The 13,569-nt window shown below is 59.1% G+C and carries 13 protein-coding genes; 10 read left to right on the top strand and 3 right to left on the bottom strand.

Annotated elements, in window-relative coordinates; translation table 11 throughout:
- Window positions 1–3: 3 nt before the first annotated feature.
- The gene (locus P0M12_RS02210) at window positions 4–1,515 is read left to right on the top strand and encodes a hypothetical protein (RefSeq protein ID WP_277377403.1); all 1,512 of its coding nucleotides are present in this window, start codon (window positions 4–6) and stop codon (window positions 1,513–1,515) included.
- Window positions 1,516–2,169: 654 nt separating this feature from the next.
- Here P0M12_RS02210 and P0M12_RS02205 read toward each other — a convergent pair.
- The gene (locus P0M12_RS02205; RefSeq protein ID WP_058227708.1) at window positions 2,170–2,769 is read right to left on the bottom strand and encodes a hypothetical protein; all 600 of its coding nucleotides are present in this window, start codon (window positions 2,767–2,769) and stop codon (window positions 2,170–2,172) included.
- Between the two features lie 339 nt (window positions 2,770–3,108).
- Between P0M12_RS02205 and P0M12_RS02200 the strand changes: the two genes are divergently transcribed.
- The 5 genes from P0M12_RS02200 to P0M12_RS02180 all read left to right on the top strand — a co-directional run bounded on the left by P0M12_RS02200 (window position 3,109) and on the right by P0M12_RS02180 (window position 8,944).
- Complete coding sequence (locus P0M12_RS02200; protein WP_306670244.1) at window positions 3,109–4,407, top strand: plasmid pRiA4b ORF-3 family protein; 1,299 nt, start codon at window positions 3,109–3,111, stop codon at window positions 4,405–4,407.
- A gap of 373 nt (window positions 4,408–4,780) precedes the next feature.
- A complete protein-coding gene (locus tag P0M12_RS02195) occupies window positions 4,781–6,448 on the top strand; it encodes a sodium:solute symporter family protein (protein WP_277377402.1) in 1,668 nt (555 codons plus the stop codon).
- A 27-nt stretch (window positions 6,449–6,475) separates the two neighbouring features.
- Window positions 6,476–6,607: a putative transporter small subunit gene (locus tag P0M12_RS02190; protein WP_003941363.1), complete on the top strand. Its 132-nt coding sequence runs from the start codon at window positions 6,476–6,478 to the stop codon at window positions 6,605–6,607.
- A gap of 85 nt (window positions 6,608–6,692) precedes the next feature.
- Window positions 6,693–7,154, top strand: a complete 462-nt coding sequence (locus P0M12_RS02185) for a MarR family winged helix-turn-helix transcriptional regulator (RefSeq protein ID WP_003941330.1) — start codon at window positions 6,693–6,695, stop codon at window positions 7,152–7,154.
- Window positions 7,151–8,944: a long-chain fatty acid--CoA ligase gene (locus tag P0M12_RS02180; protein WP_277377401.1), complete on the top strand. Its 1,794-nt coding sequence runs from the start codon at window positions 7,151–7,153 to the stop codon at window positions 8,942–8,944. Before P0M12_RS02185 ends, P0M12_RS02180 begins: the two co-directional genes overlap by 4 nt.
- Here the strand turns inward: P0M12_RS02180 and P0M12_RS02175 are convergent.
- Window positions 8,941–9,321, bottom strand: a complete 381-nt coding sequence (locus tag P0M12_RS02175) for a helix-turn-helix domain-containing protein (protein WP_003941392.1) — start codon at window positions 9,319–9,321, stop codon at window positions 8,941–8,943. The genes P0M12_RS02180 and P0M12_RS02175 overlap by 4 nt on opposite strands.
- A gap of 223 nt (window positions 9,322–9,544) precedes the next feature.
- Between P0M12_RS02175 and P0M12_RS02170 the strand changes: the two genes are divergently transcribed.
- From P0M12_RS02170 to P0M12_RS02160, 3 genes are all read left to right on the top strand, one after another.
- Window positions 9,545–9,790, top strand: coding sequence for a hypothetical protein (locus tag P0M12_RS02170; RefSeq protein WP_277377400.1), 246 nt, complete (start codon window positions 9,545–9,547; stop codon window positions 9,788–9,790).
- A 125-nt stretch (window positions 9,791–9,915) separates the two neighbouring features.
- Window positions 9,916–11,505, top strand: a complete 1,590-nt coding sequence (locus P0M12_RS02165; RefSeq protein WP_277377399.1) for an FAD-binding protein — start codon at window positions 9,916–9,918, stop codon at window positions 11,503–11,505.
- Window positions 11,502–11,825: a ferredoxin family protein gene (locus P0M12_RS02160; protein WP_007726052.1), complete on the top strand. Its 324-nt coding sequence runs from the start codon at window positions 11,502–11,504 to the stop codon at window positions 11,823–11,825. The genes P0M12_RS02165 and P0M12_RS02160 overlap by 4 nt, the downstream gene beginning before the upstream one ends.
- Here the strand turns inward: P0M12_RS02160 and P0M12_RS02155 are convergent.
- A complete protein-coding gene (locus P0M12_RS02155) occupies window positions 11,815–12,870 on the bottom strand; it encodes a 2,3-butanediol dehydrogenase (RefSeq protein WP_003941279.1) in 1,056 nt (351 codons plus the stop codon). The two genes, P0M12_RS02160 and P0M12_RS02155, sit on opposite strands and share 11 nt — an antisense overlap.
- A gap of 175 nt (window positions 12,871–13,045) precedes the next feature.
- Here P0M12_RS02155 and P0M12_RS02150 point away from each other — a divergent pair, with 175 nt between their 5' ends.
- Window positions 13,046–13,540 carry a DUF3558 domain-containing protein gene (locus P0M12_RS02150; RefSeq protein WP_065455820.1) on the top strand — a complete coding sequence of 165 codons (495 nt, stop codon included), beginning with the start codon at window positions 13,046–13,048 and terminating at the stop codon, window positions 13,538–13,540.
- Window positions 13,541–13,569 lie beyond the last annotated feature (29 nt).

The raw sequence follows: 13,569 nt of genomic DNA, 5'->3' as shown, positions 1-13,569 counted from the left end.
ACTGTGCCGATTGATTCGTCGATCCTGAACAAGCGCCGCGAATTGGGTAAAGGTGGCTTCGGGATCGTATACGAAGTCGAAACCCCGGCGAAGCTGGTCGGCGAGCCGACCTGTGCGTTCAAGGAATATCTACAGGCGGGGCCGGACGAACTCGCGAACCTGCAAGTCCTGGTCGACTTTCGGAATGGGATGTCCGAACCAGACCGTGACGTACTTGACCACTACACGACCTGGCCGCTGGACACCGTTGTCGACAATGGCAGCGTGGTGGGCTTCTTGATGCGTTTGGTTCCGCAGCACTTCATCGAAACCTCAATCGCTCAGGTTGCAGGTACCGCATCGACGATGCGATCACTGAGCTGGCTAGCGAAACCGGGTCACGCACGAAACAATGGCGGAACCGTCGTCGAAGAAACGGACATTCTTGCGCGACTGCGCTACTGCGCTTGGATGGCACATGTTATGCAGTTTCTGCACGCGCGAAACATGGTGTATGGGGATTTGAGCGTAACCAACATCTTGTGGAGCACTTCGGAGGACGAGCCGATCATGTTCATCGATATGGATCCAGTTCGAATCGAATCGAGGTCTCCGGCAATCCCTCAGGCGAATAGCCCGAACATGGAAAGCCCGGAGAAACGACTGGATGGGCAAAGCGAGCAGGACGAATACACTGACCGCTACAAGTTGGCGTTGTTGATCTATTTTGTGCTGGCGTCGAAGACCAAACCATCGCGCAACCTTTCTCATGTGACCGGCATGATCGACGCTGCGGGGCTTGGAATGCTTGCTGCGGGACTCAGCGCAGACAAAGCTGCTCGTCCCTCTGCGATGGACTGGTATCGCTATTTCTACGCTCAAATTTGCGCGCAGATTACCCCTCCCGAGATCAATCAATTTGCGGTGTCTCCGGCATTTGGAATGAGGGGGGAGAACGTCGAGATATCCTGGGATGTAACTGGATACCGAGATCTCACGTTGCATACGCCATGGGGAACGGCGATGGACATCAACGTCAGTGCGTCGAACACGGTCCAGATCAGTCTGGATACTGGTGGTCGGTTCCGGCTCGTTGCCGTGAATGACCACGGGGCCGTAGAAATGCTCAGTCAGGTCATCCATATCTTCGAACCACCGCAGATCCGATTCGTCAACGTTCCTAGTTTCGAGTCGCTGGGGAATGTCGCATCAGGTATCGATGTTGACAGCTTTGCGAAACATTTCGTCGGTGCTGGTGACTCATCGTGGATGGAGGAACTGCTCGGTCGCGAAATCCAGGTGGATCTTCCGGATCTCCTTGCAGATCGGGCATTGCTCGTACCGAGGTTCCCACTTGTCGACGTTCCGGACCTTGCTCACGAGATATTTTCCGCGAGATCGCTGAGCAGAGCAGTTGACGAGGCGATGTCCGCAGCTAGTGCGGAGATGCGAGGCGCCGCGGTCGCTGAATCCTCGGGGATCAGAGGTTGGATTGCAAAGCGATTTCGTAAAGGTCCTGCAAATCACGACACCTGACGTGCAGTAGAGCGAATGGGCGTGGCGGGGCACCGGCCACACCCATTCTGAACCTGCACGATGGTACCCATTTCTCCGATCGAATCTCATCTTCGCCGTCACCTGATCTCAGAAACCAAGCGAAAGGCTGCACCAGCCGGTATTTCGAGCGACAGTGATGCGGGCCTACGAAACGCGTTGCGCTGTTGATTCCTAAGGTCACAGCTCATTGCTTGTCGCGGCACATATTGTGCCCGATTCCGATGAGAGTAGCTACAGTCCGAAATGGGTTGGCAATGTGCAAGATTCACCATGCCGCATTCGATGTCCATATTCTTGGTATCAGTCCCGATCTTATGGTTGCGATCAGACGGGATCTTCTCGAAGATCGATGGCCCGATGCTGGAGCACGGGCTGAAGGAGCGTCACGGTCAGAAGCTGATGGTGATCCCAGCTCTCAGATCTGAGCGCCCTGATCCAGAGTTGCTTGCGTCGAGCTACAGAAGTTTCAGTCCGCTGGCTGATGTTGCTCACGATGTGATCGCAGGACCTGTAGCCGAAAGGGCAGACTATGTCGGTTCACTTGAGGTCGCTGGCGATAGCGAAACTGCTCGCGCGCGTACAGCTCTGCAATCGCAGAGATGCACGCGCGCAATATAAATCGTGGGCTGCTGGCTACTTGCCGGGCGTCGACACGACTGCTTTGATATCGATCTCGCTGTCAGGTAGTTCATCGCCGCAATCACAGTCACAATGGTCGCCGCAACCGCCGGGATTGCAGACTCCGGCGTAGCTGTCGTCATCCGCGTCGCAGTCGAGGGCTCCGCCGAAGGATTCAGCAAAATCGTCGTCGAGTTCGTGAGTGAAGTCGTGGACCTCGTCGATCAGGTTGAGCAGATGTTGTGGAGCGAAGGGGTCCGCGTCGAGCATCGTGGAGACCAGCAGGTGGTCGCCGCTGAAGGCGAAGCGCAGGCGCGGCCATTCCTGCGCGAGTTCGATCAACCGGGTTGCAGCGTGCGAGGGATTGCCGAGGCCGGTCAGAACCGAGGACCAGACGTTGATCTGAGGGCCGTCATCCGCAACTGTCACGTAGACGACAAACCCGTGAACCGGCACGACAATGTCTCCGTCGTCATCGGTGGCAGGCTCACTGCCCAGCAGTTCGGCGAGGGTCTGGACGCACAGGCGAACCAATTCGTCGCGCTCGTCCGTCACCAAGGCAATTGCGCCGTTGATGTGGAGGGGCTGGTCGGCGGTCGTGTCTTGGTCGCTCATGGATCCTCATGTTCTGTGCCAGTCCGGGCAGGCGCTGGGCACTGTTTTCGTGCGGTAGCTGTCAGGTCTACGGTAATCGGCGCACACTATTGTCCGCGCAGTGGATGATTAAAGATGCCTGGGCAGGTCCGCGCTGATCAGGACTTGACAGCCGACCAGCGGCGTCATGCGTGTCTCGACAAATCGGACAGCCTTGTGGCAGTGAGTATCTCGGCTGTCGGTAGGTAGATCTAGCCTCCATGCATGACGGGTCAGAGAGTTCGGCGAGCTTCACATCTGCGTTTGGTAGCTGCATATCAAGCGGCGCAAAGCCAGATGAAGGTCCTTACGCCGAGGCAGATGCGGAATCAGCGTCGACGGCCGGAGGTGGCGAACTTTGTCATGCGGATCGAACTCGATTGCATCACGCCGCCTATTTGGAGACGGTTTTCGGTTCCGTCGAATATCGAACTGGACCAACTTCATTCGATTGTGCAGGCGGTGATGGGGTGGGGAGATCAACACGCTCATCAGTGGGTGAGTGTCCATCATTCAACGGACAATGGCCCAGATCGGTATATCGCGCCAGATGTGATCGAGCGCGACGGATACCAGGAAGACGAGTTTGGTGAGGACGAAGTCCGGATCGACGAGGCAGTTACCGCGGTAGGGGAGTACGTCCGTTATGAGTACAACGCCCGCGCAAGGTGGAGTCACACGTTGGTTCTCGAGCAGATTGTCGAAGACCAGCCGATTCCTGAGCCATCCTGTCTCGACGGCGAGAGAGCGTGCCCGCCGGAGGATTCTGGCGGTCCGATCGGGTATCGCGAGTTCCTGAACGTGCAGGCGAGTACCGGACTGTTCGATCCCGAACGTTTTGTTCCCGCAGAGTCCAATGCAGCAGTCACCATTGCAGTGGCACTGCATAAATCGCCGCCTGTGGGAAGCTCGCTGTTCGAGAAGTTCTTGCGCCGCTTGTCTGTTCATTCCGCGCCGAAACTGTTTGCCGCAGTTGCCGAAGCGGAGCTTCGTGGCGGATATGACAACTATTTCGAGGTGATGCGTGAAGGAGCAACCCGCCAACTGCTGTGGCTGCTGAACTCCGCGCGAGGTGGTGGGATTGTTTTGACGGCGTCCGGGGCACTTCCTTCGGACCATGTTGCGGCCGCCCGAGACGAACTCGATTGGGGCAGCGACTGGATCGGTGTCACGGCAGGGAGTGACTCGCAATTAGCAGTACTCGTTGAAGTCGCAAAGACACTGAGATTTGTCCGGAAACTCCGAGGCACATTGCTTCTGACTCGACTCGGCGCGTCAGTGCTCGCATATGAAGGCGAGCTGTGGCGTCACATCGTGTCGGCCATGCCGTTGGGAAAGGGTGAGTTGGCGCAGGAAGCCGGCCGAATTCTGTTCCTTACGTTGGCTGCCGGCTTGTCGGAGTCCGAACGTAGTGAAGTGATGATCGAAGGCCTCACGGCATTGGGTTGGTCGACAACAGACGGAACACGACTCGGGGACGACGATTGGACGTGGATGGTGCGAGACACTCTCGTGTACTTGCGAATGATCGGGGCGATTGTCTCCAATCCGCTGGACCAGCATGTTTCCGCCGATCCCGAGTGGGGCCGACGGTTTGCCAGGATGGTCCTGTCGATGTAGGTATGCGATCGAATCGAGCATCGATTTCAATCGATGCGGATTTGTTATATGCGCTGGAAGCGCACGATTTTACTGCGGCGGAAACATGAATATTTTCGGGTGGGAAAATATCGGAGTTTTTGTTCGAAATTGCCATCATGCTATGGTCGATTCTCAGTTGTTGAATTGCGTGGTCGAGCCAAAAGCTTGCGCAGAAGATTTATTTTGTGGAGGTTGGGTTTCCGAAAAGACGAAGTGCGTGTTGCTAGTCAATTGAATATGTGACCGGTGTTGGTATGGCGGTCGCTCCTAGGGCGTGCAGAAACGAAGCGCAAAGATCCTGAACAGGGGTTTTGTGCTTTGCTCTGCCGATTATGTGCGAAGGATGTGGCATGTGACGGGGTCCGACACGGTCCAGTTCAGTACCTTGGTAATTGTTTCACTGCTTGTTGCTTTTTATGGTGGAACATTTCTGATTTCTCTTCGTATTGGTAAGAAACAGGAAAATGCCGACGGTTTTATGACCGCCGGAAACAAATTAGGATTTGGTGTTTCGGCCGCGAGTATGACGGCCACCTGGATTTGGGCGTCGTCGATGTACGCATCTGCCACTTCTGGCTACACCTACGGAATCTCCGGCCCCATTCACTACGGTTTGTGGGGCGCGTTGATGATTCTCTTCATTTATCCGTTCGGCCAGCGAATTCGCAAAGTAGCGCCGAAAGCCCACACCCTGGCTGAGGTCATGTACGCGCGGCACGGACGCTCGAGTCAGCTGATGCTCGCGGGCTCCAATATCGTCGGCAGTCTCATCAGTTTGATGTCGAACTTCCTCGCTGGTGGTCTGCTGATCGCGTTGCTTTCGCCGTTCAACTTCATCCAGGGTGTGTTCATCGTTGCGCTGGGCGTTTTGCTGTACACGTTGTGGTCGGGCTTCCGCGCTTCGGTGTTGACCGACTTTGTTCAGCTGATCGGAATGCTCGGTGCGGTAGCGGTTTTGGTGCCGTTCATCTTCTTTGCGGCAGGGTTCCCGGCAGCCTTCGAATCCGGGGCAGGCAACCTTACTGCTGAGCAGGGCAACTTCTTCTCGAGCGTTGCCTTCTTCGAGCAGGGCGCGCCGTACATCGCGGCAGTTCTTGCCTACGCAATCGGCAACCAGACCATTGCCCAACGTCTGTTCGCGGTCCGCGAAGACCTGATCAAGCCCACCTTCATCACCGCAACCGTCGGATACGGCGCAACGGTCATTGGTGTCGGAATGCTGGGTGTTCTTGCGCTGTACCTCGGAATCGAGCCGATGGATGGTGACGTCAACAATCTGATTCCGCAGATGGCCGCGTCGTACCTGCCCGGAATTTTGCTGGCTGTCTTCTTTGTCATGATCATCGGCGCGCTGTCATCGACGGCGGACTCGGACCTTGCTGCGCTCTCGTCCATCGTGATGACCGACGTGTACGGCCAAGCCGTCGCAGGCAAGGCTGATGCGAACCCTCGACGGATGCTGCTCATCGGCCGAGTAACGATGATTGTTGCCACGGCGGCGGCTATCTCCTTGGCAAGTCTGCAATTGAGCATTCTGGATCTGTTGGTGTTCGTCGGCGCGCTGTGGGGCGCTTTGGTGTTCCCGGTTATTGCGAGCTTCTACTGGGGCAAGGCCACCAACAAAGCCTTCACTGTGTCGGTGCTGGTGGCTCTTGCTGCCTTCTTGCCCGTCCGATTCAGTTGGGTGCCGATGGATGGGATGTTCGGGATACTCTCCGACATCGTCGCCGTTGTCGGTATCGGAGTGGTGCTGGGGCTCATGACATTTGGATTCTTCGGTCTGAAGGTTGCGCAGATCGTCGGTGGCCTGGCGATCGTGCTGTCCGCGCCGTTCGCAATCGGCTTCCTCCACGACTACCCAACGCTCAGCGGATCTTTGGTGGCCTATGCCGTCAGTACCGTCGTGTGCTTTGCGATGTCCGTCAATCAGCGTGAGACATTCGATTTCGAACTCATCAAACAGCGGACGGGAGACTTCGACGATGACGAGCTTCCTGCCGTGGGAGCGTCCGGAAAGTAACCGTCGAGACAAGTGGAAGGAATACGAATGAGTACAGCTCTACTGACCATTTATGTTCTGATCTGGCCGGCGTTGGTCTTGGTCGTGCTGGGAGTCATCAGCAAGGGATTCTTCAAGGATTGGGCAACTGCTCGCCGCAACGGTGAGGATCTGGTCTAACTTTTCACGCCGCCACCGACGGACTTCTTGTCGGTGGCGGCGGTCATATTGCAATCGGGACTGGGGGCAGCGTTATAGTTGCCCAGTGCAACACGACGGAGCAATGGCGCTCACCGGTCCACCAGCCGTTCATGACGAGCTGGTGCACCTGACGCGGCAGTTGATGACGGGGGATCGGCATTCCGATGACCACCCGTCGATCGCCCAGCATTCGTTCCTCTCCTTCATCGGCCGCAATGACGGATGCAAGGCCACGGAGATCTCCGAAGTCTTCGGCGTCAACCGCTCGACCATCTCGCGCCAAGTGCGCGGGTGCATCGAGGCAGGCTGGGTATATGCCGATCCGGGATCCGTTCGTCAGGGCAATCCGCTGCACCTCACGGAGGCTGGCCGCAAATACCTCGACGCCGCCGACGCGCGTCGGCTCGACCAAGTCGCCGGCAGGCTGCACGATTGGACCGAGTCCGAGGTCGCAGACTTCGCCCGCGCACTCCACCGCTTCAGAATCAGCATCGAATCGCAGACCAACGGAGATGACACCCTGTGAGTGAGTACAGCGCCAAAGCCCAGTTCACCATCTCCGACAATGAGTCTGTGGTGCACACCGTCTTCACTCACGCCGAGCGCACGCCAGATCTGACGGTGTTCTCCCGACCCAAGGGCGAGGGTTGGGTAGATGTAACGGCTAAAGAGTTCGCCGAGCAGGTCACCGGCGTCGCAAACGGGCTCATCGCCGCTGGCGTGCAGGCAGGCGACCGCGTCGCACTCCTCTCTGCGACCCGATACGAGTGGACGCTGTTCGACTTCGCCATCTGGGCCGCCGGCGCGGCTACCGTTCCGATCTACGACTCGTCGTCTCAGGGGCAGGTCAGCTGGATCCTCGAAGACTCCGAGGCCGTCATCGCGATCGTCGAAACCGGCGCGCACGAGCAGCTGTTCCAGGACGCGCCAAGCTCTCTCAAGGCCGTCATGCAGATCGACGACGGAGCAGTCGAAAAGCTGACCGCACAGGGTGCCGACGTTGACGACACCGAGCTGAAGAAGCGACTCGCGGGCATCAAGGCCGACGATCTTGCGTCACTCGTCTACACCTCCGGCACGACAGGCCGTCCCAAGGGATGCATCCTCACGCACCGCAACTTCCTGTCCGAGGTGCGCGGGATTCTCACGGCATCGATCGGCAAGGTGGCGGTTCCGGGAAACCGAGTCCTGACCTTCCTCCCGCTCGCGCACGTACTGGCCCGCGCGGTGTCCCTTGCGACGTTCGAAGCTGGTGCGTCGCAGGCGCACTGGTCCGACTTTGCCACCATCACAACCCAATTCGAGCGTTATAAGCCCAACACCATCCTCGGTGTTCCGCGTGTCTTCGAAAAAGTTCGTGACGGCGCAGCACGCAAGGCGGAGTCCGGTGGAAAGATTCCCGGCGCGATCTTCGCCTTCGCAGAAGCCACTGCAAAGGAGTACAGCCAGGCTCTCGACAAGGGCGGTCCCTCGCTGATCCTGAAGGTGAAGCACGCAGTGGCAGACAAGCTCGTGTACTCGAAACTTCGCGCGGCTCTCGGCGGCGAGTGCTGGTTCGCGATCTCCGGCGGCGGCGCCCTCACTCCTGAACTGGGGCACTTCTTCCGTGGGCTCGGAGTTCCGATCTACGAAGGCTATGGCCTCACCGAAACCACAGCAGCGCACTGCGTCAACGTCCCGGGTGCTCAGAAGATCGGAACCGTCGGACAGCCGATGGGCGGCAACGGGGTTCGCATCGCCGAGGATGGCGAGATCGAACTCAACGGTGGAGTCGTCTTCAAGGGATACTGGAAGAACGACAAGGCCACCGAAGAGACATTCGTCAACGGCTGGATGCGAACCGGTGATCTCGGTGAACTCGACAGCGAAGGTTACCTTTCCATCACCGGACGCAAGAAGGATCTTCTGGTGACGGCGGGCGGCAAGAACGTCTCGCCCGGCCCGATGGAAGACCGTATCCGTTCGCATTCCATCGTCTCGCAGGCAGTCGTCGTCGGCGACGGGAAGACCTACATCACGGCGTTGCTGACCGTCGACCCCGAGGTGTTCGAGAAGTGGAAGGCGGAGAACGGCAAGCCTTCTGGTGCCACCGTCGCCGAACTACGTGACGACAAGGACCTTCGAGCGGAGCTGCAGAAGGCCGTCGACGACGCCAATGCCGCTGTCTCACATGCAGAGTCGATCAAGAAGTTCGTCATTCTCGATCGCGATCTGACCGAGGAAGACGGTGAGATGACAGCGACGCTCAAGATCAAGCGCAATGTCGTCGTCGATCGGTTCTCGAAAGAGATCGAAGGAATGTACGCGAAGAGCTAGGCGCGTTTGGGGAACTGCTCGCGGTAAGCCATCACGTCGTCGAGGCGGAACCTGCGGTGGGTGCCGCGTAGTTCGATCGGGAGTTTCCCGGCGTCGGCGAGCTTACGTACATACGTGTCCGAAACGCCGAGGATCTCTGCTGCCTGCGAGGTGGTGAGGAGTTCTGCGACGGGCCCGAGGGCGACGCTGTCGCCGGCAGCGAGGTAGGTCAGGAGCTGCACGACGGCGTCGCCGACCGATGGCGGAATCTCGATGCTCACGCCGTCGAACACCAGCGTGGTCGTGTCCGTCGAGGTTGCGGCTCTCTCGGCCAGGGCCGTTTTGATTCGCTCGGCAGCATCGCCGTCGACTGCGGAAACGATGTGGTCGATGCTCACGCGGTATATCTCCGATCGAAGGCAGTGTTTCGCAAGCATAGACAGCGACAGTGTCCGTCGGCACGCTGGCTAGCGCCGTGTGCGTTGCATTACATGAGTGCCGTGAGTGGAAAACTATTTACCCACGTAGATCGGAATTCGAAGGTTTTGGCGCCCAAAGATATTCGACTCGACGCATATGTAACTCACCAAATTTGGTGTACCCGCAAGTAACATCCTGAGCGTGGCTAGACGATCGGTAACGGTGAGATTCGACGTAGAGGAACTGAGGGCCCTAGAGGCCCTCCAAGAGCTCACGGGCGCGGACATTTCCAGCGTCATTCGTGAAGCTGTGATCGAGCATGCTCGTCGATGTGTTGCACAGGGAAAGCCCCGCGACATCGCCGAGCGACGCAAATCGCTGACCTTGCAGGAAGCCTTCGCCAAGTACTCCGCGTTGTGCACCGGTGAGGAGCGGGAAGCGTCGTAGCACATCTGTCGATGCGATGGTGACCGGTTGAGTTCACAGTGATTCTGACTGTGGCGCTGCGTAGTTCGTTCGAGGAATATTGCGGCAACAGAAGTGTTGCGTAGACCTCTGACAGGAGCTGGCCAGTGACGGACGTCCTCGAACTCTCCACCGATGTATTGGTGATCGGTGGTGGCCCCGCCGGCGCATGGGCAGCGTTGCGCGCGGCCAAGGCCGGTGCAGACGTCGTCCTGGTCGACAAGGGCTACTGCGGAACGAGCGGCGCAACGGCCCCCTCCGGAACAGGTGTTTGGTACGTCGAACCGGATACGACTGCCCGTGAGCGGGCGAAGGCCGGTCGTGAGGCGCTCGGCGGATATCTTGCAGACCACCATTGGATGGACCGCGTTCTCGAGCAGACCTACTCCAACATGGATCTCCTCGCGGTGGAGGGCAGATATCCGTTCCCCGTCGACCCCAGCACGGGCAAGCAGATCCGTACCGGCTTGCAGGGACCTGAGTACATGCGACGGATGCGCACCTGGATTCGTCGAGCCGGTGTGCGGATCCTCGATCATTCGCCGGCGCTGGAGCTGTTGGTGGACGGCGAAGGACGAGTTCGCGGAGCTGCGGGCTACCAACGCCACGAACACCAGGACTACCGAGTCTCGGCAGGCGCGGTAGTGGTCGCCAGCGGAGGTTGTGCGTTTCTGTCCGGTGCGCTGGGCACCAACGTCGATACCGGTGACGGTGCATTGATGGCAGCGGAAGTCGGAGCCGAGTTCTCCGGGATGGAGTTCTCGAACGCGTACGGAATCGCGGCGGCCGGATCGACGATCACCAAGACGGCTTACTACGCGTACGCGACGTTCTTCCACGCAGACGGAAGAGTGCTCGAAGGGGCAGGTTCGGCGAAGGGGAGGTCCGTCATCGCCAGCACGTTGCGGAACGAGCCCGTGTTCGCGCAGATCGATCGGGCCGACGCCGAGGTGCAGCGTCGAATGAGGCTGGGGCAACCCAACTTCTTCCTTCAATTCGATCGCCGCGGAATCGATCCCTTCACCGACAAATTCGAGGTCGGCATGCTCGCTGAAGGCACGGTGCGCGGCACTGGGGGAATCAACGTCGTCGACGACGATTGCGCGTCATCCGTTCCAGGTCTGTTTGCCGCCGGGGACGCAGCGACCCGAGAGCGAATCTGCGGAGGGTTTACCGGCGGGGGAAGTCACAACGCCGCGTGGGCGATGTCCTCTGGTTCATGGGCGGGAATCGGTGCTGCGCGCTATGCGCTGTCGGTCGGACGCGGGGCTACCAGTGGTCTACGCGGAGCCGGAACCGTCGGATTGCGTAATCCGGTACGAACCGGGTTTGCTGCCGACGATGTGGTGAAAGCTGCTCAGGCGCAGCTGATTCCCTTCGACAAGAACTACCTCCGCAGCGGTGATCGAGTATCCGCAGCGCTCGGTGAGCTCGAATCGCTGTGGGGTGCAGTGAGGTCGGATCTGGGCGCGGATCCAGCAGGTCGGATGGCGGCGCGGCAGGCTGCCGCGATCACGGCCGTCGGTCGCTGGATGTACCACTCGACGTTGGCGCGGACCGAGACTCGGGGAATGAGCAAGCGAGACGATTATCCCGAACTCGATGTGACGCAGCACCATCACGTCCTCACCGGCGGTTTGGATTCGGTGTGGACCCGGACTTCTGAATCTGTCGGGTCTGCACTGGTGGCGTCATGATCGAGCTGGTGTCCGCGCCTGACTGCATCGGCTGCGACAAGTGCGTAGACGTTTGTCCTACAGATGTTTTCGATCGGACGCCGTCGGGCGTCCCGGTGATTGCGCGCCAATCGGATTGCCAGACCTGCTTCATGTGTGAGGCATATTGCCCGACGGATGCGCTGTATGTGCATCCGCAATCCACGCCGTTGGAAACGGCCGATGTGATCGAGGACGATCACATCGGCCGCTACCGAGAGAAGATCGGATGGGGCAAAGGGCGGGCACCTGGGTCCCTGACTGCGGTGGGCCCGGAGGTGCCCCGTCCGGTTACGACCTGACGAGAATCTTGACTGCAGTGTCGTTGTGCTCGATCAGAGTGGTGAATCCTTCGGAGATCAATTCTTCGAGCTGAATACGACCGGTGATGAATGGCGCCAGATCGACGACACCGTCCTGGACCATCTTGATGACCGCTTCATGGTCGCGTACGTACGCGATGGTTCCGCGTAGGTCGATTTCCTTGAGGACCAGCTTCTGCATGTCAATGGTCGCGGGCTTGCCCCAAATCGACACGTTGACAACAACTCCAGCAGGCCTGACCGTGTCGAGCATGGTGTCGAGTACTGCGTTGACGCCTGCGCACTCGAAACCGATGTCTGCGCCGATGCCTCCGCTGAGTTCGAGGACGCGCGCTTTGACGTCTTCGGTGGTGGGATCGATGACGTAGTCGGCGACTCCACTGGAGAGGGCCTTGGCTTTGCGGGCCTCGCTGAGTTCGGTGACGATCGTCGTGACACCCAGACCCTTGAGGACTGCCGCAACGAGGAGTCCGATCGGTCCGGCTCCGCCCACGATGGCGACGTTGCCGCTTTCGGCTCCACTGCGTACGACGGCGTGATGGGCGACGCTCAACGGTTCGATGAGAGCTGCCTCGTCGAGCGGGATGTTGCCGATCTTGTGGATCCAGCGACGGTCGACGACGACCTTCTCGCTGAGTCCGCCACCGCCGCCGGCCAAGCCGATGAACCCCATCTTCGTACACAGGTGGTAGTTGCCCGCCTTGCACGGGGCGCACTCGTTGCAGACGAAGTACGGCTCGACGACAACATTTTCGCCGACCTCGACGTCCGTGACACCTTCGCCGACCTCTTCGACGGTGCCGGAGAACTCGTGGCCCATCGTGACCGGCGCATTCTCGTGTGAGAGTGGATGCGGGTGTCCGGGTGCGGAGATGAAGATCGGTCCCTCGAGGTACTCGTGGAGATCCGTGCCGCAGATTCCGCACCATGCGACCTTCAGCTTGACTGTTCCTGGCCGCAATTCGGGCTCTGGGATCTCTTCGATCCGGATGTCTTTCTGCCCGTGGAACCGTGCTGCCTTCATTGATCCGCACCTCACTTCGTTGTGAATCCCCTGGTAGATCGACGTTAGGCCGATTGTCGGCGTGGGTGAAGGGTTGCAACGGAATGCAACGGGTGGAACCGATCGGTGCTGGGGAGCGTCCAATACTGTGAGCGGGCCGCGAATGAGGGGGAGTGCTGTGGGAGTGAGGGGTGCAGTGGTCTTGGTCGCGGCCGCGTTGTTGGTTGGGGGTTGTTCGTCGACGGTCGAGGGGCATGCAGTACGAGCCGACGAGGCTGTTGGGCTATTTGACCCTTGTAGCGGCATTAGCGACAGCGCCTTGCGGTATGTCGGCGTTGATCCGGCGACTGAGGAACGCGGGATTCTTGGAGTTCAGATTCCACGATTTGAAATCTGCTCATGGGATGGGACGGGAATTTCGCTGAGCGTCTGGTCAACAGACCACACTCTCGACGAAGTCGAAGCGAACACCAACAATGCCGATGTAAGGGCTGCGAATGTTCATGGCGGCCCTGCTATCAAGTTCGGGCAGCGTGACGATGCGACCGGACAGATTTGCTCAGTAGCTTGGACGACCAATCAGGGGGTGCTGATCGTTCGGATCGCCCCAGATTTCGGTGAGACGCCGATCGACCCGTGTGGCCTCGCGTCGACGATTACCGACAAACTCTTCCCGGAGCTCCCCAGATGAATCGATCGCTTGATGAAGGTGGTGCTACG

It is taken from the genome of Rhodococcus sp. RCBS9 (assembly GCF_029457415.1).
In the GTDB taxonomy this organism is placed as follows: domain Bacteria; phylum Actinomycetota; class Actinomycetes; order Mycobacteriales; family Mycobacteriaceae; genus Rhodococcus_F; species Rhodococcus_F qingshengii.
This window is presented reverse-complemented; position numbering and strand designations above follow the sequence as displayed.